This window comes from Mesorhizobium sp. Mes31 (assembly GCF_024519675.1).
Classification (GTDB): domain Bacteria; phylum Pseudomonadota; class Alphaproteobacteria; order Rhizobiales; family Rhizobiaceae; genus Mesorhizobium.
In genome coordinates this window covers 159789-183007 of the sequence record NZ_JALJRL010000007.1, presented here as the reverse complement: position 1 = coordinate 183007, position 23219 = coordinate 159789, and the positions used below count along the sequence as shown (strand labels likewise).

16 protein-coding genes and 2 tRNA genes are annotated in these 23219 nt (G+C 62.0%); 10 read left to right on the top strand and 8 right to left on the bottom strand.

What is annotated here, in order from left to right; all coding sequences use genetic code 11:
• The first annotated feature begins 11 nt into the window (after positions 1 to 11).
• Positions 12 to 476, top strand: coding sequence for an NfeD family protein (locus tag NR193_RS14450; RefSeq protein ID WP_256751478.1), 465 nt, complete (start codon positions 12 to 14; stop codon positions 474 to 476).
• A gap of 3 nt (positions 477 to 479) precedes the next feature.
• Here NR193_RS14450 and NR193_RS14445 read toward each other — a convergent pair whose 3' ends face one another.
• Positions 480 to 1481, bottom strand: coding sequence for an SIS domain-containing protein (locus NR193_RS14445; RefSeq protein ID WP_256751477.1), 1002 nt, complete (start codon positions 1479 to 1481; stop codon positions 480 to 482).
• Positions 1482 to 1732: 251 nt separating this feature from the next.
• Here NR193_RS14445 and NR193_RS14440 point away from each other — a divergent pair, with 251 nt between their 5' ends.
• On the top strand, positions 1733 to 3517 hold the full coding sequence (locus NR193_RS14440; RefSeq protein WP_256751476.1) for an outer membrane beta-barrel protein: 1785 nt from the start codon (positions 1733 to 1735) through the stop codon (positions 3515 to 3517).
• Between the two features lie 71 nt (positions 3518 to 3588).
• On the opposite strand, the gene galU is transcribed toward NR193_RS14440, so the two are convergent.
• Positions 3589 to 4494: a UTP--glucose-1-phosphate uridylyltransferase GalU gene (galU, locus tag NR193_RS14435; RefSeq protein WP_306280080.1), complete on the bottom strand. Its 906-nt coding sequence runs from the start codon at positions 4492 to 4494 to the stop codon at positions 3589 to 3591.
• 212 nt (positions 4495 to 4706) lie between these two features.
• Here galU and NR193_RS14430 point away from each other — a divergent pair, with 212 nt between their 5' ends.
• Both NR193_RS14430 and NR193_RS14425 read left to right on the top strand, forming a co-directional pair.
• A complete protein-coding gene (locus NR193_RS14430; RefSeq protein ID WP_256751475.1) occupies positions 4707 to 5930 on the top strand; it encodes a lytic murein transglycosylase in 1224 nt (407 codons plus the stop codon).
• A 127-nt stretch (positions 5931 to 6057) separates the two neighbouring features.
• A complete protein-coding gene (locus tag NR193_RS14425) occupies positions 6058 to 7281 on the top strand; it encodes a DUF459 domain-containing protein (RefSeq protein WP_256751474.1) in 1224 nt (407 codons plus the stop codon).
• An 80-nt stretch (positions 7282 to 7361) separates the two neighbouring features.
• Here the strand turns inward: NR193_RS14425 and NR193_RS14420 are convergent, their stop codons facing one another.
• Together NR193_RS14420 and gltB are read right to left on the bottom strand one after the other, a co-directional pair.
• Positions 7362 to 8816 (bottom strand): glutamate synthase subunit beta, encoded by a 1455-nt coding sequence (locus tag NR193_RS14420; protein WP_256751473.1) that lies wholly within the window; start codon positions 8814 to 8816, stop codon positions 7362 to 7364.
• A 145-nt stretch (positions 8817 to 8961) separates the two neighbouring features.
• Positions 8962 to 13698 carry a glutamate synthase large subunit gene (gene gltB, locus NR193_RS14415; RefSeq protein ID WP_256751472.1) on the bottom strand — a complete coding sequence of 1579 codons (4737 nt, stop codon included), beginning with the start codon at positions 13696 to 13698 and terminating at the stop codon, positions 8962 to 8964.
• 474 nt (positions 13699 to 14172) lie between these two features.
• Here gltB and NR193_RS14410 point away from each other — a divergent pair, with 474 nt between their 5' ends.
• Positions 14173 to 15225 carry a low specificity L-threonine aldolase gene (locus tag NR193_RS14410; protein WP_256751471.1) on the top strand — a complete coding sequence of 351 codons (1053 nt, stop codon included), beginning with the start codon at positions 14173 to 14175 and terminating at the stop codon, positions 15223 to 15225.
• 126 nt (positions 15226 to 15351) lie between these two features.
• Here NR193_RS14410 and NR193_RS14405 read toward each other — a convergent pair whose 3' ends face one another.
• Positions 15352 to 15819: an Hsp20 family protein gene (locus tag NR193_RS14405; protein ID WP_256751470.1), complete on the bottom strand. Its 468-nt coding sequence runs from the start codon at positions 15817 to 15819 to the stop codon at positions 15352 to 15354.
• 474 nt (positions 15820 to 16293) lie between these two features.
• Here NR193_RS14405 and NR193_RS14400 point away from each other — a divergent pair, with 474 nt between their 5' ends.
• The gene (locus tag NR193_RS14400) at positions 16294 to 17271 is read left to right on the top strand and encodes an alpha/beta fold hydrolase (RefSeq protein ID WP_256751469.1); all 978 of its coding nucleotides are present in this window, start codon (positions 16294 to 16296) and stop codon (positions 17269 to 17271) included.
• Between the two features lie 62 nt (positions 17272 to 17333).
• On the opposite strand, the gene NR193_RS14395 is transcribed toward NR193_RS14400, so the two are convergent.
• From NR193_RS14395 to NR193_RS14385, 3 genes are all read right to left on the bottom strand, one after another.
• Positions 17334 to 17846, bottom strand: coding sequence for a DUF1579 domain-containing protein (locus NR193_RS14395; RefSeq protein WP_256751468.1), 513 nt, complete (start codon positions 17844 to 17846; stop codon positions 17334 to 17336).
• 148 nt (positions 17847 to 17994) lie between these two features.
• The gene (gene hisN / locus NR193_RS14390) at positions 17995 to 18768 is read right to left on the bottom strand and encodes a histidinol-phosphatase (protein ID WP_256751467.1); all 774 of its coding nucleotides are present in this window, start codon (positions 18766 to 18768) and stop codon (positions 17995 to 17997) included.
• A 368-nt stretch (positions 18769 to 19136) separates the two neighbouring features.
• Complete coding sequence (locus tag NR193_RS14385) at positions 19137 to 20078, bottom strand: N-formylglutamate amidohydrolase (protein WP_256751466.1); 942 nt, start codon at positions 20076 to 20078, stop codon at positions 19137 to 19139.
• Between the two features lie 162 nt (positions 20079 to 20240).
• Between NR193_RS14385 and cpdR the strand changes: the two genes are divergently transcribed.
• The 4 genes from cpdR to NR193_RS14365 all read left to right on the top strand — a co-directional run bounded on the left by cpdR (position 20241) and on the right by NR193_RS14365 (position 23215).
• Positions 20241 to 20603 (top strand): cell cycle two-component system response regulator CpdR, encoded by a 363-nt coding sequence (gene cpdR / locus NR193_RS14380; RefSeq protein ID WP_006199474.1) that lies wholly within the window; start codon positions 20241 to 20243, stop codon positions 20601 to 20603.
• 218 nt (positions 20604 to 20821) lie between these two features.
• Positions 20822 to 20896: transfer RNA gene (locus NR193_RS14375), tRNA-Val, on the top strand.
• 662 nt (positions 20897 to 21558) lie between these two features.
• Positions 21559 to 22854: a phospholipase D family protein gene (locus tag NR193_RS14370; protein WP_256751465.1), complete on the top strand. Its 1296-nt coding sequence runs from the start codon at positions 21559 to 21561 to the stop codon at positions 22852 to 22854.
• A gap of 286 nt (positions 22855 to 23140) precedes the next feature.
• Positions 23141 to 23215, top strand: a tRNA-Val gene (locus tag NR193_RS14365).
• Positions 23216 to 23219: the final 4 nt, after the last annotated feature.

Here is a 23219-nt window from a genome sequence, read left to right as displayed (position 1 = left end):
AGGAGAACGCCATGATCGATCGTGTCATTTCCGAACTCGGCCCGTGGAACTGGATGGTTCTCGGCTTCGTCCTGCTGGTGATGGAAATCATCGCGCCGGGCATCTTCATGCTGTGGATCGGCATCGCAGCAATTCTGATCGGCGCCGTGTCGCTGTTGCTCTGGGATGCCGGCTTCTGGACCTGGCAGGTTCAGGTCCTCGCCTTCCTGGCGCTGTCGCTGGTCTCGGCCTATGTCGGCAAGAGACTGGTGGGTGGTCGCGAAGAACCGACCGATCAGCCGCTGCTCAACAGGCGCGGCGCGCAGATGGTTGGCAAGACGGCGACGCTTGCCGAGCCGATCGCGAACGGGCGCGGCCGCATCAAGCTGGGCGATACGCTGTGGCGTGTCTCCGGCCCGGATCTGCCGGCTGGCACGCAGGTGCGGGTGACGGCTGCGGCCGACACGGATCTGGAACTGACAGTGGAGCCGGTCTGAGGTTCAGGCCGCGCCGATGCGCAGCAGGTCGTGCAGGTGGATGAGGCCGATCGGCTTCTCGCCTTCCACCACCATCAGGCTGGTGATGGCCGAATTGTTGATGGTCTGCAATGCCGTTGCCACCAGCGTGTCCGGCGCTGCCGTCTTCGGCCCTCTTGTCATCACCTGATCCACCGTCATCGCCAGCAGGTTGCTGCCAATGTGACGCCTTATGTCACCATCGGTGATGATGCCGACCAGCGCGCCGTCAGCGTCAGTGATCGCCACGCAGCCAAATCCCTTGCGCGACAGTTCCAGGATCGCGTCTTGCATGCCAGTGCCCGAGACCACCAGCGGCAGCCTGTCGCCGACATGCATGATCTCGCGGATCTGCGTCAGGTTGGCGCCGAGCTGGCCACCCGGGTGAAAGGTGCGGAAATGGTCCGGTGTGAAGCCGCGCGCCTCGAGCAAGGCGATCGCCAGCGCGTCGCCCATCACCAGTTGCAGCAGTGTCGACGTCGTCGGCGCCAGGCCGTGCGGACAGGCTTCCTGAGCCCGCGGCAGCAGGAGCACCACATCCGCCGCGCGCGCCAGGGCTGACGTCTCTCCGGCCGTGATCGCAATCAGCGGAATGGAGAACCGCCTGGAATAGGCGACGATGCCGTTGAGTTCCTTGCTCTCGCCCGACCACGACATGGCGATGATGGCGTCGTCCCTGGCAATCATGCCGAGATCGCCATGATTGGCTTCGGACGGATGGACAAAGAAAGCCGGCGTGCCGGTCGAAGCGAGCGTCGCCGCGATCTTCGAGCCGATATGGCCGCTCTTGCCGACGCCGGTGACGATGACCCGGCCTTCGATTTTTGACACGATGTCGACCGCCTGGGCGAAAGGCCCGGCCAGTCCGTTCTCGAGCGCCTCGGCGAGTGCCGCGACACCGGCCTGTTCGGTTGCCACCGTTCTCAACGCCGAAGCGATCGACGCTTGCCCGTCCAAAGGCTTCTTATCGAGGGATCCCGCATGCATGGGTGATGCGATTAGCGCTTTGCCGCTCGCCTGTCCAACAGAAATGCCGCCGATGCGGATTGCCCAAGACCGTGCGGTGGTCCGGGCTAGCGGCAGCCATGAAAAAAAGACGCCTGACGCAAGCCGCATGTATCGCTTTGGAAATCGGCGGCTGAGGTTGCCAGCGGGTCGCCGCCTCAACCCTCCGTTAACCATCCCCATTTACGGTTCGGTAAGTATGGCGCGCGTGCGCCGCGCAAGCAGTGGTGGCGATGTCCGGGGCCCAGCCAGAAAAATCAGGAGGACGAAGGGGCAAGGCGGCCTGCGCCTTGCTGCTGGCGACCAGCATGCTTGCCTTGCTGCGCCCGGCGCCCCTCCATGCCCAGGAAACGGAACTGCGTGGCGAGGTCTCGGAATCGGCGATCCTGTCCGATCAGCAGCGCAAGGCGAGACAACTGGCTCTTGCCAGGCAGGCCCAGCAGGCATTGGCCAACGCGGCGCAGGACAACGCACCGGCGCGAACCTACCTGCCGGCCAGCGCCGGCGCTGTGCCTGACGACACGAACACCAACGACGCGACCGCGACCGGCAGTGTTTTCGATCCTCCGGCTGCCACCGACGACACGTCCACCGACACCGCGGCGCCGCCGAAGCCTCGCCGCCCATCGACTGCCAGGCAAAAGGCGGCGGACAAGGCCAAGGCCGCCGACAAATCGAAGAAGAAGAAGTCGACGACCGCGGCCACGGACGCCACCGCGACCACGAGCTCTACCGCGGCCGCAGCGGACAACGCTGACAATACCGACACGGATCAGGCGGCCAACCGCCGTGCCCTCACCATCGACAGCGCCGACCGGCAGAAGCTCGACCCCGGCGCCGAACGCACCGCCTCCATTGAAGGCCAGAACAAGAAGGTCGAGGACGATCCCTTTGCCGCCACCGGCATCAAGTGGGGCTCCTTCGTCATACGGCCGACGATCGAACAGGGCCTCACCGCCACCTCGAATGGCGATTCGAGCAATGCCGGCAAGTCGGCGCTGCTGTCCGAGACGGCGCTGCGCTTTTCCGCCGCCTCGGACTGGCGCGAGAACTCGGCGACGATCGACGGCTACGGCCTTTTCCGCGAGACCGTATCGGGTTACCCGGTTCACAATGCGCAGGGCCGCATCGAAGGCCAGCTCAACGTCGACCTCGACAACGAGTTGCGCGCCATCGCCAAGCTCGGCTACGAGGCCGTACCGGAATCAGCCTCGTCGCCGGACGCCATTGCCGGTGTCTCCTCGCAGCCGCTGCGGCAGACCGTGAACGGCAGCCTCGGCATCGAGAAGGATGTCGGCAAGATGCGCTATGCGTTGACCGGCGCGGTCCAGCACGACTTCTATGGCGACGCCAAGCTTTCGGACGGCACCTCGTTGTCGCAGAAGGATCGCGACTCCACGCTCTATACGGCGACCTTGCGGACCGGCTACGAAATCTCCCCCGCCATCACCCCCTTCACCGAGATCGAGGTCGGTCGCCGGGCCTATAATCTCCGCTTCGACACCGATGGCTTCGAGCGCTCCTCGACACGGCTCGGCGCGCGCGCCGGCCTGCAGCTGGACATGGGCGAGAAGCTCTCCGGCGAATTCTCGGCCGGCTGGCTAAGGGAAGCGATCGACGACGACCGGCTGGAGGCGATCTCGGGTGCGACCATGAACGCCGACCTCAAATGGTCGCCGGAACGCGGCACCACGATCGGACTGACCGGCAAGACCACCGTCGAAGGCACGACCACCGCCGGGCAAAGCGGCGACATCCTCTATTCAGGTCGCTTGACGGGCGAACGGCAGATTCGCGCCAACTTGACCGGAAATGCGGCTTTGGGCCTGGACTGGCGCGACTATATCGGCATCGACGGCCACGACATGACCTTGAGCGCCGAAGCCGGGCTGACCTGGTGGCTGAACCGCTATGCCGGCCTCACCAGCCGGATGAGAACTGAAAAGCTGACCAGCAACCTGCCCGGCCGCGACTACACCGCCAACAGCATCTACCTGGGCGTGAAAGTGCAGCGCTGAGCTGCTTGCGCATCAAGGGTATGTCGAGATTTCGAGCCGGCCGTTCACAGGCTGGCATTGCCTGACTAGCGCTAGAAGGCGGCGCCGCGCCGCTCCGATGGTTTTATCTCATCGAGCAGCGTGCGGATGACACCAGCCATGTTCTCGTTCATGTCGCTGCGCCACAGCGCGAAGGCGACATTGGCCTCGACAAAACCCTCAGGCGATCCGCAGTCGAAGGTGCGGCCCTGATAGTGGTAGCCATAGAAGGGCTGCTGCTTTTCCAGCTTCAGCATGGCGTCGGTGAGCTGGATCTCGTTGCCAGCACCTTTTTCCTGGTCTTCGAGTATCTTGAAGATCTCGGGCTGCAGGATATAGCGCCCATTGATGTAAAGGTTGGACGGTGCTGTGCCGGTCTTCGGCTTCTCCACCATCTCGGTGATGCGGAAGCCGTTATGCGTATCCTCGCCGCGACCGACGATGCCGTATTTATGGGCCTCTGCCGGGTCGCATTCCTGCACGGCAATGATGTTGTTGCCGGTTTCCTCGTAGAGCTCGACCATGGACTTCATGCAGCTCTTTTCCGACTGCATGATCATGTCGGGCAACAACAGCGCGAACGGCTCGTCGCCGACCAGCTCTCGCGCGCACCAGACGGCATGGCCGAGGCCCATCGGCACCTGCTGGCGGGTAAAGCTGGTTTGGCCCGGCGCCGGCTGCAGCCGCTGCAGGCGGGCAAGCTGCTCGTCCTTGCCGCGCTGCGCCAGCGTGTCATAGAGCTCGAACTGGATATCGAAATGATCTTCTATGACTGCCTTGTTGCGGCCGGTCACGAAGATGAAATGCTCGATGCCCGCCTCGCGCGCCTCGTCGACGACATACTGGATGACCGGCCTGTCGACGACGGTCAGCATTTCCTTGGGAACAGCCTTGGTGGCCGGGAGAAACCGCGTGCCGAGGCCGGCGACCGGGAAAACTGCCTTGCGAACTCTCTTCATGCTTTCAATTATCCGTTTGCTGGCCGGCTCCGCAATCCCTGTCTCGCGACATTTTCACGCCGGAATTGAAGATTACTGGGGGCGGGTAAGGGAAACTTGCACCGGTTAAAGCATCGAGGTGTCTTTTCGTTCCAGGCGACACCTATGGTAAACTAATTCCTAACCCGGTTCGGCGATGAATGGTCTTTCCTGAGACAGAGAAGGAGGAAAACATGTCCGTTCGCAATGCCGCAAAACGTTTGACCAGCGTCATGACGGCCGCCAGCCTCTCGCTCGCTCTGCTGATGCCTGCCGGGCCTGCCTTCGCCGATGCCGGTTTCCGGCAATGGGTCGCCGGATTCCGCGCCACTGCCGTGCAAGGCGGTGTTTCCGGCGCCCTCTACGACCAGGCCTTCAGGGACATCAAGGACATTGACCCGGTGGTGCTGGAAAAAGCGCGCACGCAACCCGAATTCACCGCGCCTGCCTGGGACTATTTCGACAACCGCGTCCACGACCAGTCTGTCGCCGTCGGCCAGCAGATGGCCAAGAAGTGGAAGCCATGGCTGGACAGGATCGAGGCAAGGTTCGGCGTCGACCGCTATATTCTGCTCGCCATCTGGTCGATGGAATCGAACTATGGCGAGATCCTCAAGCGCGATGACATCATGCGCAATGTCGTGCGCTCGTTGGCGACTTTAGCCTATGCCGATCCGAAACGCGCGAAATTCGCCCGCACGCAGCTGATCGCCGCGCTGAAGATCCTGCAGACCGGCGACATCGACGAAAGCCATCTGAGCGGGTCCTGGGCCGGCGCCATGGGCCACACCCAGTTCATCCCGACCAGCTATCAGCACTATGCCGTCGACATGGACGGCAATGGCAAGCGCGACATCTGGAACTCGATCCCCGATGCGCTGGCGACCGCCGCCAACCTCTTGAAGAAGAATGGCTGGCAGGCCGGCAAGACCTGGGGCTATGAAGTCACCCTGCCGGCAGGCAAGCTTCCCGCCGGATCGAAGACGCTGGCGCAATGGCAGGCGCTCGGCGTCGTCAGGGCCAACGGCAAGCCGTTCAAGAACGGCACGGACAAGGCGACGCTGAAAGTGCCGGACGGCCGCGGTGGGCCAGCCTTCCTGATGATCAAAAATTTCTCGGTCATCAAGGCCTACAACAACGCCGACAAATATGCGCTTGCCGTCGGTCTTCTTGCCGACGAAATCGCCGGTTCCAGCGGTCTTGTGCAGGACTGGAAGCGGCCCTTTACCAAGCTCACTTTCGAGGAAAGGCAGGAGCTGCAGAAGCGGCTTTCCCAGCACGGCCTTTACGACGGCAAGTTCGACGGCAAGATCGGCGACGGCTCGAAGACCGCCATCATGGCCTTCCAGGCCAAGGCTGGCTTGACCCAGGACGGCTATCCGAGCATGGAAGTGCTGAAGTGGCTCCGGCAGAAATAGAGCTACCTGCGGTGCCGTGCGGCCTTTCGGACGCGCAAAGGACACTGTAGCAATCTGATTGGCGCAAGGTTCTCCTCAAAGTCGATGCGATTTTTCGAGGGAAGCGCGCCAGGGATGGAGGAAACGATTGGCCTCGGCTGCGCGCATCGCAAGGCTTGTTCGTCGCGTGCCCGTGCTGATTCTGGCTGTCGTCCTGCTCACCGTCGGTGTCACGGCGGCCCTCCACAGCCCGGCCGTGGCGCAGGAACAGCAGCAAAGCCGTGGCTGGTCGTTGCGCGATCTCTTGTTTCCGCGCCGCAGCGAGCGGATCGAGCCGCCGCTCGACATCCAGCAGGCGAAGCCAAAGCCTCGCAAGCCCCGCGTCCCGCGTGCGCCGGCCGAGCCAGAGACGCCGATCGTCGAGAAAGCGCCTGATGCCCGCACCGTCCTGGTGGTCGGCGACTTCATGGCGGCCGGCCTTGCCGAAGGCCTCGACACCGCCTTTGGCGAAAACGCCGGCATCAGGATCGTCGCTCGCTCCAATGGCTCGTCCGGCTTCGTGCGCGACGATTTCTACAACTGGCCCGAACAGATCAAGTCGCTGATCGAGACTGAAAAACCCGCCGCCGTGGTCGTCATGCTGGGATCCAACGACCGCCAGCAAATGAAGGTAGGCGACGTGCGTGAACAGCCTCGGTCCGAGAACTGGACCAAGGAGTATGAGCACCGAACCGACGCGTTCGGCAAAGCCATCGCGGAGGTCAAGGTGCCTTTCCTGTGGGTCGGCATGCCGGCGTTCCGGGTGCCGAAGATGACCTCCGACATGCTGGCCTTCAACGACATCTACCGTCAGGCGGCCGAGGCCCATGGCGGCGAATTCGTCGACGTCTGGGACGGGTTCGTCGACGAGAACGGCGCCTTCGTCACCAGTGGCCCCGACATGAACGGCCAGCCCGTGCGGCTGCGCGCCGATGACGGCATCAACGTGTCGAAGGCCGGCAAGCGCAAGCTCGCCTTCTACACGGAAAAACCGCTGTTGAAGATCCTGGGCCTGACCGCGCCGGGAAGCCCGGTCACGGCCGCTCCGGCGGGCGCTCCCGTCGAGGCGCCGGCGCCTGCCGCGGCGCCCATCGTCATCGACCGCACCGCGCCGATGCTGCTCAGCGATCCGGCGCTTGACGGCGGTTCCGAACTGCTGGGCGCGGCACCGCCGGCAACGGCCAATCCGAACCTGCCCGGCGAAAAACTGGTGGTCGAGGGCAAGGCATCTCAGGCTTCGCCCGGCCGCGCCGACGATTTCTCGTGGCCGCCCAAGGCAAATCCGGCGACCGCCGCCACCGCGGTCGATGCGACGACGGCGGTCAATCCTTAGGACTGCGGACCTCTCGGAGGCGGTTTCGAAACTCGCCCCCTGCCAGTCACATGACCGCGGGAGTAGAGTCTCCAACGGGCTCAGCGGGGCAGAACGCTCGACCCCATCAGCGCCTCGTCGATCGAACGCGCCGCCTGGCGGCCCTCGCGGATCGCCCAGACGACCAGCGACTGGCCACGACGCACGTCTCCCGCTGCGTAGAGCCTGTCGACGCTGGTCCTGTAGTCGCGGTCATTGGCCTCGACGTTGCGCGAACGGCGGCTGTCGGTGACGATCTTCATCTGTCCGTCCAACTCCGACACCACTCCGGCGGCGGCCGGCCCGGCAAAGCCGATGGCGATGAAGGCGAGATCGGCGCGGATGACGAATTCGGTGCCGGGGATTGGCTTGCGCTTGTCGTCGACCTCGCAGCACTTGACGCCGGTCAGTTGGCCTTCTTCGCCGATGAACTCGAGCGTGGCCACCTGGAATTCGCGCTCCGCCCCTTCCGCTTGCGAGGACGAGGTGCGCATCTTGGTTGCCCAGTAGGGCCAGACCGAAAGCTTGTCTTCCTTCTCCGGCGGCTGCGGGCGGATGTCGAGCTGGGTGACGCGCACCGCACCCTGGCGGAAGGCGGTGCCCACACAGTCGGACGCGGTGTCGCCACCGCCGACGACGACGACATGCTGGCCACCGGCGATAATCGGATGCGACGGCCATGCCACCGACTGGATCGGCTCGCCGCCGACGCGCCTGTTCTGCTGCACCAGATACGGCATCGCGTCATGCACGCCGCCGAGATCATCGCCCGGAATGCCGGCCGCGCGTGGCGTTTCGGAACCGCCACAGTACAACACGGCATCATGTTCGGCCAGCAGTTCGGCAACCGGCTTGTCGACACCGACATTGACGTCGCAATGGAAGGTCACGCCCTCGCCTTGCATCTGCTCAATGCGCCGGTCGATATAGTGCTTCTCGATCTTGAAGTCCGGAATGCCGTAGCGCATCAGCCCGCCGGGCCGGCTCTCGCGCTCGTAGACATGAACGTCATGGCCGGCGCGGCCTAGCTGCTGGGCAGCAGCCATGCCGGCCGGGCCGGAGCCGATGATGGCGACACGCTTGCCGGTCTTCTTTTCCGGCGGATAGGGCCTGATGTGACCGGTCTCGTAGGCCTTGTCGGCGATCGCCTGCTCCACCGTCTTGATGGCGACGGGAATGTCCTCGAGGTTCAGCGTGCAGGCTTCCTCGCAGGGCGCGGGGCAGATGCGGCCGGTGAATTCCGGGAAGTTGTTGGTCGAATGCAGGTTGCGGATCGCGTTGTCCCAGTCGCCATTGTAGACGAGGTCGTTCCAGTCGGGGATCTGGTTGTGGATCGGGCAGCCCGTCGGTCCGTGGCAGAACGGAATGCCGCAATCCATACAGCGTGCGGCCTGTTTCTCGACCTCCTTGTCCGACATCGGCAGCGTGAACTCACGGAAATGCCGGATGCGGTCGGAGGCCGGCTGGTACTTGTGCACCTGCCGGTCGATTTCGAGAAAGCCTGTTACCTTGCCCATAGTCCAGTTCCTGCTGTCCAGATGGTGCGGTTTTCGCCGCACCCGTTAACCTCTTGAGGCAGCCATGGCAACCTTCCGCGCGAGGTCAAACTGTCGTTGAAAGTTGGGGGCCGGGAAACCTGGGCTTCCCGGCAATTCCAAAAGTCTATTCTGCCGCCACGCCCATGCGCATGCGTTCCATCTCGATCAGCGCACGTCGGTATTCGACCGGCATGATCTTGCGGAATTTCGGCCGGAACGTCGCCCAGTCGTCGAGGATCTCGCGACCGCGCACCGAGCCGGTGTAGTGCACATGGTTGGAGATCAGCTGGTAGAGGCGCTCCTCGTCATGGCTGGTCATGTCACCCGATACGTCGACGCGACCCTTGTGGTCGAGGTCGCCGCCATGATGCAGCAGTCTTTCCATCAGATCGTCTTCTTCCGGCACTGGTTCCAGTTCGACCATCGCCATGTTGCAGCGTTCGGCGAAATCGCCCGCCTCGTCGAGCACATAGGCGACACCGCCCGACATGCCGGCGGCGAAGTTGCGGCCGGTCTGGCCGATGACGACGACGATGCCGCCGGTCATGTACTCGCAGCCATGATCGCCGACGCCTTCGACGACGGCGGCCACGCCCGAATTGCGCACCGCGAAACGCTCGCCGGCGACACCCGCGAAATAGGCCTCGCCCTCGGTCGCGCCATAGAGCACCGTATTGCCGACGATGATGGATTCCGCCGCGACGATCTTGGCCTCTTCCGGTGGCCGGATGACGATGCGTCCGCCCGACAGGCCCTTGCCGACATAGTCATTGCCGGCGCCGACGAGATCGAACGAGATACCGCGCGCCAGGAAGGCACCGAAGGACTGGCCGGCGGTGCCGGTCAGCTTCACCGAGATCGTGTCCTCGCGCAGGCCCTTGTGCTTGAAGCGCTTGGCCACTTCGCCCGACAACATGGCGCCCGTCGAACGGTCGACATTGCGGATGTCGACCTCGATCTTGACCGGCTGCTTGCTCTCGAGCGCCGGCTTTGCCAGTTCGATCAGCTTGCGGTCGAGCACGTCGTCGATCGGATGCTTCTGCCGTTCGGTCCAGTGCACCGCTTCATGCGGCGCATCCGGCTTGAAGAACATCTTCGAGAAGTCGAGCCCGCGCGCCTTCCAGTGCACGATCAGGTCGCGCTTTTCCAGAAGGTCGGTATCGCCGATGATCTGGTCGATATGGGTGTAGCCCATCTCGGCCAGCAGCGCCCTCACCTCTTCCGCCACATAGAAGAAGAAGTTGATGACGTGTTCGGGCGTGCCCTTGAAGCGCTTGCGCAGCACCGGATCCTGCGTCGCGACGCCGACCGGACAGGTGTTGAGGTGGCACTTGCGCATCATGATGCAGCCGGCCGCGATCAGCGGCGCGGTCGAGAAGCCGAACTCGTCGGCGCCGAGCAGCGCGCCGATGACGACGTCGCGACCGGTGCGCAACCCGCCATCGACCTGCAGCGCGACGCGCGAGCGCAGGCCGTTCAGCACCAGCGTCTGATGCGTCTCGGCCAAGCCCATTTCCCACGGGCTGCCGGCGTGCTTGAGCGAGGTCAGCGGCGAGGCGCCAGTGCCGCCATCATAACCCGATATGGTGATGTGGTCGGCCCGCGCCTTGGCCACGCCTGCCGCAACCGTGCCGACGCCGACTTCCGACACCAGCTTGACCGAGACATCGGCTGTCGGATTGACGTTCTTCAGGTCGTAGATCAGCTGCGCCAGATCCTCGATTGAATAGATGTCGTGATGCGGCGGCGGCGAGATCAGGCCGACGCCCGGCGTCGAATGCCGGACCTTGGCGATGGTGGCGTCGACCTTGTGGCCGGGCAACTGGCCGCCCTCGCCGGGCTTGGCGCCCTGCGCCACCTTGATCTGCATGACATCGGAATTGACGAGATATTCCGCCGTCACGCCGAAACGACCCGAGGCGACCTGCTTGATCGCCGAACGTTCGGGATTCTTGCCGCCGCCGGGCAGTGGCAGATAACGGTCTGCCTCTTCGCCGCCCTCGCCGGTGTTGGACTTGCCGCCGATCTGGTTCATGGCGCGCGCCAGCGTGGTGTGCGCCTCGCGCGAGATCGAGCCGAAGGACATCGCTCCGGTCGAAAACCGCTTGACGATGTCAGCCGCCGGCATCACCTCGTCGAGCGCGACCTTCTTGCGGCCAGTTTCGTCCGCGAGCTTGATCCTGAACAGGCCGCGAATGGTCTGGGCCCGCGCCGTCTCGCTGTCGATCTGGGCGGAATAGTCCTTGAACGTCTCCCACGATCCCTGGCGCACCGCGTGCTGCAAGGTGGCGACCGCGTCGGGCGACCATATATGCGCCTCGCCGCGCATGCGGAACATGTATTCGCCGCCGACTTCGAGGCTGTTGCGCAGCACCGGATCATTGCCGAAGCCGTCGGTGTGGCGGCTGAGCGTCTCGGCCGCGATCTCGTCCAGTCCGACGCCTTCGATCAGCGTGGCGGTGCCGGTGAAATACTTCTGCACAAAATCCGACTTCAGCCCGATGGCGTCGAAGATCTGCGCACCGCAATAGGACTGGTAGGTCGAGATGCCCATCTTGGACATCACCTTGAGGATGCCCTTGCCGATCGACTTGATGTAGCGGGAGACAACCTCGTAGGCGTCGACTTCCGCCGGCAACTCGCCGCGCTTGTGCATGTCGGTGAGCGTGTCGAAGGCGAGATACGGATTGATCGCCTCGGCGCCATAGCCGGCAAGGCAGCAGAAATGATGCACTTCGCGCGGCTCGCCGGATTCCACGACAAGGCCGACGGAGGTGCGCAGGCCCTTGCGGATCAGGTGATGATGGACCGCTGCCGTCGCCAGCAGCGCCGGTATGGCGATACGGTCCGGCCCGACCTGGCGGTCGGACAGGATGATGATGTTGTAGCCGCCGGCGACCGCCGCCTCCGCTCGCTCGCACAAGCGGTCGATGGCGCCCTGCATGCCCGCGGCCCCTTCGTTCGAGGCATAGGTGATGTCGATCGTCTTGGTGTCGAAACGGTCCTCGGTGTGGCCGATGGAGCGGATCTTCTCGAGATCGCCATTGGTCAGGATCGGCTGGCGCACTTCGAGCCGCTTGCGGCGCGAATTGCCGACCAGGTCGAAGATGTTGGGACGTGGTCCGATGAAGGAGACCAGGCTCATCACCAGCTCCTCGCGGATCGGGTCGATCGGCGGGTTGGTGACCTGGGCGAAGTTCTGCTTGAAATAGGTGTAGAGCAGCTTCGACTTGTCCGACATGGCCGAGATCGGCGTATCGGTGCCCATCGAGCCAACCGCTTCCTGGCCTGTCGTCGCCATCGGCGACATCAACAGCTTGGTGTCTTCCTGAGTGTAGCCGAATGCCTGCTGACGGTCGAGCAGGCTGACATCCTTGCGCAACGCACGCGGCTCGACCGGCTTCAGGTCTTCCAGGATCAGCTGCGTGTTGGCGAGCCAGGTCTTGTAGGGATGCTTGGTCGCGATCTCCGACTTGAGCTCCTCGTCGGAGACGATGCGCCCCTTCTCCAGGTCGATCAAAAGCATGCGGCCGGGTTGCAGCCGCCACTTCTTGACGATCCTCTCCTCCGGCACCGGCAGCACGCCAGCCTCCGAGGCCATGATGACGCGGTCATCGTCGGTGACGATGTAACGCGCCGGGCGCAGCCCGTTGCGGTCGAGCGTGGCGCCGATCTGTCGGCCGTCGGTGAAGACGACCGCCGCCGGTCCGTCCCACGGCTCCATCAGCGCGGCATGGTATTCGTAGAAAGCCTTGCGGTCGGCATCCATGAGCTTGTTGCCGGCCCAGGCTTCCGGGATCAGCATCATCATGGCGTGGCTGAGCTTGTACCCGCCCTGGAACAGGAACTCGAGCGCGTTGTCGAAGCAGGCGGTGTCGGACTGGCCGTCGTAGGAAATCGGCCAGAGCTTCGAGATGTTGTTGCCGAACAGCTCGGAATCGACCGACGCCTGCCGCGCCGCCATCCAGTTGTTGTTGCCGCGCACGGTGTTGATCTCGCCATTGTGCGCGACCATGCGGTAGGGATGCGCCAGCTTCCACGACGGGAAGGTGTTGGTCGAGAAGCGCTGGTGGACGAGGATCAGCGCGGTTTCGAAACGCGGATCGGTCAGGTCCTTGTAATAGGCGCCGACCTGATAGGCCAGGAACATGCCCTTGTAGACGATGGTGCGCGCCGACAGCGACACGCAGTAGGCGCCGATGTCCTTGTTGTCGTTCTCGGCGTAGATGCGGCCCGATATGACCTTGCGCAGCAGATAGAGCCTGGCCTCGTACTCCTCGTCGTCGGTGATGTCGGCTGTACGGCCGATGAAGATCTGCCGATGGAACGGCTCGGACGCAGCGATGTCCGGAGCCTTTGACAGAGAGGAATTGTCGACGGGCACGTCACGGAAACCGATGAGCGGAAGCCCCTCGGAATGCGCCGATTCGGCAATGATATCCTCGATATGGGCACGCAGGGCGGCGTCCTGCGGCATGAACCAGTGTCCGACGCCATACTGACCCGCCGGCGGCAGTTCGATGCCTTGCGCCGCCATCTCCTCGCGGAAAAATTGGTCTGGAAGCTGCACAAGCACGCCGGCGCCATCGCCGACCAGCGGATCGGCGCCGACGGCGCCGCGATGCGTCAGGTTTTCAAGCACGGCAAGCCCGTCCTTGACGATCTGATGCGACTTCACGCCCCTCATGTTGACGATGAAGCCGACGCCACAGGCGTCATGCTCGTTGCGCGGGTCGTAGAGGCCTTGGGCGGAAAACCCGGTTGAGGTTCGGCCAGAATTGGATCGGAGGGTATTTTTGACGGTTGCCGCTTTCGTCTGCGCGGCCGGGCCGTTCGTCGCAGAGAGCGTCATGTCCGTCATCGTCCTGTCCTCCGTTCCCAGCCCTTCGGGCGCCGGTTTGCCTCGGCAAGCGCTTGGCTCACCCTTGATCCTTGCGGCACGTCTTGCGAAATCCTTGCCGAACCAGGCGGCTTTCCGCATGGCTCGTATTCGTACAGGCCAGATTGAGGCCGTCCACCTGTCGCTCGCGGCAACAGCCGGAGAGGCCCAAATGATACGCCAATCCAGCCTGTTTTGTGCGACAAAATAAGACAGCACTACTGTCCTAAATTTTTATGACAGAAATCCTGGACGCGCACAAGACCGATTCACAAAAAACTTGGGCCGCCGACGACAGAAAATTACGTGAAGCCGGGCAGAAACGTAAGCTTCGGTCTCCGGCCGTTGCCCAGCCAGATTGGCTGGCTTTAATGGTTTTCCAGTGTCTGGCCCTTGCGAGGAAGCCATGAAACCGGCCAAGGTCACAGCGACTTTCCCCAAAACACAGGCAGATGCATGTTCTTCGCTTCCGACAATTGGGCAGGCGCCCATCCCGACATCGCCGCCGGCCTGTCCGCCAATGCCGGCGGCTTTTCCACCGCCTATGGCGACGGCGCACTCGACCAGGCCGTCTACCGGCGCTTCAGCGAGATTTTCGAACGCGAGGTCGCGGTGTTCTTCGTGGCGACGGGTACAGCCGCCAACTCACTGTCTCTGACCACCTTCAACAAGCCCGGCGGCATTTCCTTCGCCCACCGCGAATCGCATGTCATCGAAGATGAATGCGGCGCGCCGGAGTATTTTTCCGGCGGCTCGCGGCTGCATGCCGTCGACGGCGCGCTGGGCAAGGTCGACCCGCACAATCTGGAAAGGGCCATTGGCCGCTTCGCGCCCGAAATCGTCCATTGGGGGCGCCCGATGGCCGTTTCGGTCACCCAGTCGACCGAGGTCGGCACCATCTATGGCCTGGATGAGATCGAGACGATTTCGGCGATCGCCAAAAGGCACTCCGTACCGCTGCACATGGACGGCGCGCGCTTTGCCAACGCGCTGGTCGCGCTCGACACGACGCCGGCCGAAATGACCTGGAAACGCGGCGTCGACATCCTGTCCTTTGGCGGGACCAAGAATGGCTGCTGGTGCGCGGAAGCGATCGTGCTGTTCGATCTCGACCGCGCCAGGGAACTGGCCTTCTTGCGCAAGCGTGCCGCCCAGCTGTTTTCCAAGTCGCGCTTCGTCGCGGCGCAGTTCGAAGCCTATTTTCAGGATGGGCTGTGGCTCGACACAGCCAGGCATGCCAATGCCATGGCCGCCCGCCTCGCAGCGGCGATCGAGGACTCGGCCTCGGCGAAGCTGGCATGGCTGCCGCAGGCGAATGAGGTGTTCGCGGTGATCAAGAAAGCCGAAGCCGAAAAGCTGCAGGCGGCGGGCGCTGCCTTCTACGACTGGCACAAGCCACACGGCTTTGATGGCCATATCGGCGAGGACGAGTTGCTCTATCGCTTCGTCACCAGTTTCGCCACGACGGCCGAAGAGGTCGACCGCTTTGGCCAGATGATCGCCGGATAATCGGTATCCCCGGCCACAAAAAAGCGGCGCCTTTCGGCGCCGCTTCCGTCTCGGGAGGAGACTTTTAAAGCAATTCCGGGAAACGCGTGAAGCGGTTTTCCGTTTGGAATTGCGTCAGAACAGACATCAGGCGGCAGTCTTGGCCTCGATCTGCTTGGCCTTGGCCGAAGACGCCGTAATGGCGATCTTGCGCGGCTTCAGCTCTTCGGGAATGTTGCGCTTGAGGTCGACGAAGAGCAGGCCGTTCTTCAGTGTGGCGCCGACGACGTCGACATGGTCGGCAAGCTGGAAGCGGCGCTCGAAGGCCCTGGAGGCAATGCCGCGATAGAGCAGTTCGGAACCTTCACCGGTGCCCTCGTCCTTGCGCTCGCCTTTAACGGTCAGCACGTTGCGGTGGGCTTCGATCGAGATTTCGTCGTCCGAGAAGCCGGCAACCGCCATCGAGATCCGGTAGGAATCCTCGCCGGTGCGCTCGATGTTGTAGGGCGGATAAGTCTGCGCGCCGTCAGGCTGCGCGAGCGAATCGAGCATGGTGAACAGACGGTCGAAGCCGACGGTCGAACGATAAAGCGGGGAAAAATCAACGTGACGCATGAGGTGTTCTCCTGTTGAGCAACATGGTTTGCGTATGGCCGCTGCGAAACCCACGATCGGCGTTTCCGACGGACCAGCGGCCCCGACATTGGCGGCCGCATCCAACATTTGGGGAGCGCTCGAAAGCATTTCAAGATTTCGCCTGCTCGCAAAGAAACGACCGGCGACGTGCTCGATGAACGGCAGATGAACCGCCGCTTCGGCGTCCGTTCAGACTGCCGGCGCTAGAGTGTCCCCAGGATCGAGGACAGGCGGCGCCGACATAGCAGGTGCCGCGACGAGGCCGAACCGGGTGTTAACGTCCCTTCCTCCCGGATCGACAGGGGCCGGAGGCACGCGAGAAGCTGCTTCCGGCCTTCCCGTTGCAGAGCCCATCACCCGGAATTCCTTTGCTTTTGGCGCATGGGCGTCTATCACCTTAGCGGAGCCAGCCAGCACCGGCGGGCACGCCAGACGCCAAGCACGAAGCGCTGAATGATGGATCTTGTCCACGAAATCCCCCTTTTTCACGAAATCGAGGGCAATCCGCGACCGAAAAATGCCACTGGCGGCTTCTTCACCACCCGTGACGGCAAGAAGATCCGCTACGGCCTGTTTGCAGCGGTCGCGCGCCCGTTGAAGGGCACCGTGGTCGTCCTGTCCGGCCGCAACGAGTGCATCGAGAAATATTTCGAAACCATCCGCAACCTTGCCGATCGCGGCTTTGGCGTTGCCACCCTCGACTGGCGCGGCCAGGGCGATTCCGACCGGCTGATCCGCGATCGCCAGCGCGGCTATGTCAGGAGCTTCCGCGACTACACTGCAGACCTGGAGCAGTTCTTCGAGGAGATCGTGCTGCCCGACTGCCGCGGGCCGTACTACATCCTCGCCCATTCGGCCGGCGCCGTGATCACGCTGCTTGCCGCGCCGTCGATGGTGAACCGCGTGCGGCGCATGGTGCTGATCGCGCCGTTCCTCACCTTGCCAGATCTGCCGGTCTCGATAAGGACGGTGCGCCGCGTCTGTTCGTTTTTCTGCGCGCTCGGCCTTGGCCGGCTCTATGCCGCCTGGGGTCCGCGGCCGAAGGTGACAGCCCCCTTCGACACCAACAAGCTGACCAGCGATCCCGTGCGCTATCGACGCAACACGCGCATCTACGAAGAGTACCCGCAACTGGCGCTTGGCGGCCCGACGATCCGCTGGCTGCAGGCCGCCGCGAAAGCATCCGAAGCCGTCAGCGACCCCGATTTCATGGCCGGGATCCAGGTTCCCCTGCTGATAATTGCCGCTGGCGCCGACCAGGTCGTATCGACCAAGGCGGTGGAAGCCTATGCCCGGCATCTGCGGCTCGGCTCGCTGCTGATGATCGATGGCGCGCGCCACGAAATCCTGCAGGAAGCCGACATCTACCGCGAGCAACTCCTTGCCGCCTTCGACGCGTTCATTCCCGGCAGCGACGACCCCACGGTCTGATAGCGCCCCACGATAGCGCATTGTCGAGCGGAGGAAGGCCTGGCCGGTGTCGGTCGGTCGGTTCATGCCTGGCGGGCGAATTCCATGACCCAGTTGGTCTCCCAGCTCGTGCCGTCATCCGCTGAAAAAGCCTGCTCCCAGCGCGCCGTATTGTGTGTGATCCCTGACCAGAGGAAGCGAACCCGGATCGGCCTGTTGTCGAAGACATCCTCGCACAGGAATGTGCCGACGCCATCGGTGAACGCGCCGCACATCGGCACGTCGATGGTCAGGGGATTGCGGCCGTCGATCCACCAGATCGACCATTGCCTCGTCGCCGGATCGAAGGTTCGCACCGTGGCCGCACGATAGGCGCCGCCCGGCAGCTCGATCATATTATCGTCGACATTGCCGAGCCCGCCGAGCAGTGGACGCACCGCGCATGTGCCGCTGAACACGTCCCAGTTGCCGTCGCCTGCCAGACGCTTTTGCAGCCTTCGATGGCTGACGTTCCAATTGCCGAAGAAAAAATCGAAATCGCTGCGGCCGTCCACCGGTGCGTCATTGACGCGGTTGGCCATTGATTGCGTCGGCATGTGATCCTCCCTCAGGCGACATGCCTCTATAGCAGAGGAATGCCGACAGCTTCCTGTCAGGAGGATTGCCCTGTCGGATCTGGCAACGACTGCCTTAACCCTAACCTGCGCGTCACCACGTTGAGATTCAGGTCCTGATCAGCGGACCTTAACCGCGCAACGCCGCCATGGCGGCCGCATGCAGCTCCGGCGTCGCCGCCGCCAGCACGTCGCCACCCTTTTCCGCCGGTCCGCCGTCGAAGGTGGTGATGACGCCGCCCGCCTTCTCGATGATCGGGATCAGCGCCACGATGTCGTAAGGCTTCAATCCGGGATCGGCGACAATGTCGACGCTTCCTGAAGCGACCATGGCGAAGGCATAGCAATCGGTGCCGTAGCGGGCGAGTTGGACCTGCTTTTCGAACTGATCGTAGCGCTTGCGAGCCTCGCCCTTGTAGAGCGCCGGCGTCGTGGTGAAGAACGTCGCATCGGCAAGCTTCGTCGTCTTGCGAGTTGTCAGCTTGCGCGGCCCTCCCGGCCCCTCATAGTGCGAGCCCGAGGCGTTGGCGTAGAACAGCTCGCCGGTGAAGGGTTGCGACATCATGCCGGCAACCGCGTCGCCGTCGACGGTCAGCCCGACGAGCGTCCCCCACACCGGCAGGCCGGAAATGAAGGCGCGCGTGCCGTCTATCGGATCGATCACCCAGACATTCCTGCTGGTTGTATTCTCGCTGCCATGCTCCTCGCCGAGGATGCCGTGATCTGGATACTCCGCCGATATCAGCGCCCGGATGGCGCGTTCGGCCTCGCGGTCGGCTTCGGTGACCGGATCGAAACTGCCCTTTTCCTTGTTGGCGACCGCGCCCTGGCTGCGAAACCGCGGCAAGGTTTCCGCCGCTGCCGCCTGCGCAATGCGACGCATGAAATCGATGCTGATGTCCAACTGATTCTCCCGCATTGCAGCATGGCCGAGCCATGCTCTGCCGCCACTTTCCAGCCAAAATAAGGGTGTTCGACGAGTTTTCCGCTGAGACTACCGTTGCCAAAATGTCACGCCAACGTCATCGAAACGCAATTTCCACATCACTATGAATTAAAAAAGCCTGAACATCGCTTGACATTTGTGCAGCGCACAATACCATCAGCCTCGGACAGGTTTTCCTGTCCATGCCCTCCTTGGGCGTTTCCTCCCTAGACTTCGACCGTATCGTGCAAACGATGCGGTCTTTTTTTATGCCGCAATTCCCGATGCATGTCGCCCAAAAGTGCGCGGCGGTTTTGGGACGACTTATATGAGAACAAGCCTCGATTTCACTCCGCGGCCAGCGGCAGGTCAACGAAATGATGGTCGGGCATCGCCATCAGATCCGCCGAGAAGCGCGTCAGGTCGTCGGCCAGCGCGTCGAAGCCGGCGGCTTTCTCGAAGGTCCGCTCGTTCATGTAGAGCCCGCGATTGACCTCGATCTGCAGCGCATGCAGATGGCGCGCCGGGCGACCGTAGTGTTCGGTGATGAAGCCGCCGGCATAGGGCTTGTTGTGGGCGACGGTATAGCCCATGGCAGTGAGCAGACCGATGGCGGTCTCGGTCAATGCCGCGGTGGCCGAGATGCCGAAACGGTCACCGATGATGAAATCGGGCCGCAAACCGTTGTCGCCGACACGGATGCTCGCCGGCATCGAATGACAGTCGATCAGCACGGCAAAGCCGAAGCGGGCATGGGTTCTGGTCAACAGCCGTTTCAGCGTCTCGTGATAGGGCTTGTAGACGGCCTCGATGCGGGCGATCGCTTCGGCCAGCGGCAAGCGGCCGGAGTAGATGTCCAGCCCCTCGCCCACCAGCTTGGGCACGGTGCCAAGCCCGCCGGCCACCCGCGCCGACCGGATGTTGCAGAAGGACGGCACCGGCTCGGCGAACATGCGCGGATCGAGTTCCCAGGGCTCGCGGTTGACGTCGAGATAGGCGCGCGGGAAATTTGCCGCCAGCATCGGCGCGCCGAGCGCGACGGCGCCGCCGAACAACTCATCGACATAGCAATCCTCCGAGCGGCGGATGGCGTTGCGGTCCAGCCTTGCCATGGCAAGGAAGCGCTCCGGATAGTAGCGGCCGCTATGCGGTGAGTTGAAGAGGAAGGGGACGCGCTGCTCGGCGCCCGACCGGATCTCGAAGGGTGGAACGACCGAAAAATCCTCGGCTGCCGTCTTCAATTTGAACGAACCCGAAAATACCAGTGCATCATCATGTGAAAGTGCCACCTTGCCGGCCGCGTGTCCAGCATTTCAGCGGCCGCGCCGCCGGGCAAATATGGCTCATCGCCGTCTTCGTTCACTTGATGTTTACCCTCACCTCCTCATATACAGGATGGTTAACGGGCTTGCCCAACGGCAATCTCGGGCGGGTGATTCGGACGGGATATCATGGCACGCATTCTTCTGGCGGAAGACGACGACGATATGCGTCGGTTCCTCGTCAAGGCGCTGGAGCGCGCCGGCTATCAGGTCAGCGATTTCGACAACGGCGCCAGCGCCTATGAGCGCCTGCGCGAAGAACCGTTCTCGCTGCTCTTGACCGACATCGTCATGCCGGAGATGGACGGCATAGAACTGGCGCGGCGCGCCACCGAGATCGACCCCGACCTCAAGGTCATGTTCATCACCGGTTTCGCCGCCGTCGCACTGAACCCTGATTCCAAGGCGCCGAAAGACGCCAAGGTGCTGTCGAAGCCATTCCACCTGCGCGATCTCGTCAACGAGGTCGAAAAGATGCTGCAGGCGGCCTGAGCCGCTTTGCGGCAGAGCATGTCGCTCAAAAGTGGCCCCGGTTTTGGGGGAACGACATGCATGAAAACAAAGACCTAAAGTGCGTCGCCTGAATCCGTTCAGACTCGACGCGCTTTAGCCATCGGCGCCCGTTCGCCGCTGCGGCGAGACGACGCCTTCTTTCCTTTTTCCTGCTATTGACGCGCCGGATCAAAAATGGTGTATGCGCGGCTTCGGATGGGCGTGTAGCTCAGCGGGAGAGCACTGCATTGACATTGCAGGGGTCACAGGTTCAATCCCTGTCACGCCCACCATCCAAGCCTCTGATTTCTATAAGCAAATCAGGGCCCAAGCGTTGGCAAGCCGCCTCTCTTCGCTCGCCTTCACTGGCGAGGACATCGAAGGAGGACCACCTCGGCTTAAAACCGAGGAAATCTTCGGGCGCCTTTGAAAGACCGGGCGGGGTCATGAGCCCTTAGCCCCCGTCTCGTTCCTTTTTCTCTGGATCGTAATGGTGATGATCTAGCTGCCCGAAGAGTGCAGCGAGTTCTCGCCCTGTCATGCCGACAACCGATGGAGTAGCTGTATACCCTTCCGTCGAGGCGCCCGGATCTCGCGCCTACACGCTGGATGTTTGCGACCGCCCGCTAGGCAGTGCACGCCGCGCTTTGCGGGATGCCCGGCAGTCCCGTGACAAAGGCGCATTTTGGGTCCACCTACAGGCGCTTTTCAGTACCACCTTGTAGTAGTCGGATCGGGCTCCATCGTTAATGAGAAGGTAGTTAGTGGACCATAAGCAGGCCAAGAATACCTCGCAGTTGAGATCGATGTCGTTCCAGCCATAGGAAGAAATAAAATCTCCGTCCCGGTTGGGATGCGATTGGAGCGCTATCACTAGTCTGGTACACGCGAACATCAGAAGGGTGGCGATGCGGTCTCAAACAGTCCCCGAATCATCCGGCATATAGGGCACTTGATGAATCCCACCCTTCAAACTGAGGTTCTCTTTGATCGCCCGCAGCAGGAGATCGCCTCGCTTATTGGCGATAGGATAAATCGCTGTGACGAAGTATCAATTGTCGTGGGCTTTGCCACTGAGGGAGGCCTAAATGCGATTGCATCACCCTTGGCCGCGACACCAGGAAAATTAAAGACCTTCGTCTTGGGTGCGGCCACTCACCGTGGCTATGACGCTCTCGATCAACTTCAGAGTTATGGAATTCCAGCTGATCGACTTCTGGTCCACCTCGGCCATACGACGAGCCAAGCGACCGGTGGATTCGTTAAGTATCATCCAATGATGCACAGCAAGGTATATTTGATGGAAATGTCAGAAGGGAGAACTTGTGCGTTCATAGGGTCGCATAATCTGACCAGCTTTGCGTTAAATGGAAAGAATGGCGAAGCCGGAGTCCTAATAGAAGGGGAAGCCAACAACATCGAATTTCAGAAAATCCGGTCCCATATTGCGGAGGCATGTTCGCAGTCTGTCCAATATGATCCGAGCATGAAGGATGCCCTCAGTTGGTGGGCAGCGCAATATTTCGACGGGATTCGCCAAGTAATTGTTGTCGACGACGATAGCGATATAGAGGCTAGAAAAACTTTCGTCATTTTTGCAGAGACGAGCTCTTCGAGGAGGCCCAAAAAGAACGAGAGAATATACTTTGAGATACCTTCTGGCCTCGGCTTGAACGCTCTGGCAAGTGAGGTTCACATATACATATTTGATAAATTGCCAGGATCGCCAATGGAAGCTTTGGACCGACTCGATGGTGCCTCATACTCACTCTGGTGCAAGACGCAGGGTTTGGAATTAAAGAGAGGAGGTGTCGAACTCCAAGCGGAATGGCAAATTGTGGGTTCGCGTGCTCCGACCCTTAGACTAACTCCAACGCCATTTCGCCCTTCACCAACCGCAGACATGCAGCAAGTTCGAGTGAATGTCTTCCGCGAGGTAAAAGGGCGGTTCAAATATCTATTTGGACAAAGGGATCGGTGGCAACCTGTATATGACACGAGTGAGCGGCTGGATGCCAACATCGAAGTCAAGCTAGATGCGGCAGCTAGCGAAGAGCCCCAGCGGCGATGGGATCTCGTTCGGGGATTGGAAAAAGTTGGCCCGATTGGAAGGCGGCAGTATTTGGAGGCGATCAAAGAAGTCTCTCCCGAGGCGGGGAATTTTCTCCTACTTTCGTCGCGCCGAATCGACTTGGAAAAGCGGAAGTCCGACGACGACAAATCTGATGAAGCTACAGACTTGGATCTCTGAGCAACCTTGACGGTCAGTCATTCATTAGACTCCGGCGTCAGAGCGCAAGTCGCGATGCCGATTGCGACGATAGCGCGATATGCCCTTTCGTCGCCATTCAAACTCATCGGTGGTTTCAAAGGGGTTCTTTGGCGAGAGGTGATGAATTTGGAGCATTGCGGTCACACTCTGGTCACAACGCAACCTAGCTGGAGGGATTTCTTGGGGCCTTGCTTGTCACAAGAGAAAACTGTAGAACATAGGAAGCAGTTGAATTCATTGAGTCTTTAGGATCGCGGCTTCGGATGGGCGTGTAGCTCAGCGGGAGAGCACTGCATTGACATTGCAGGGGTCACAGGTTCAATCCCTGTCACGCCCACCATCCT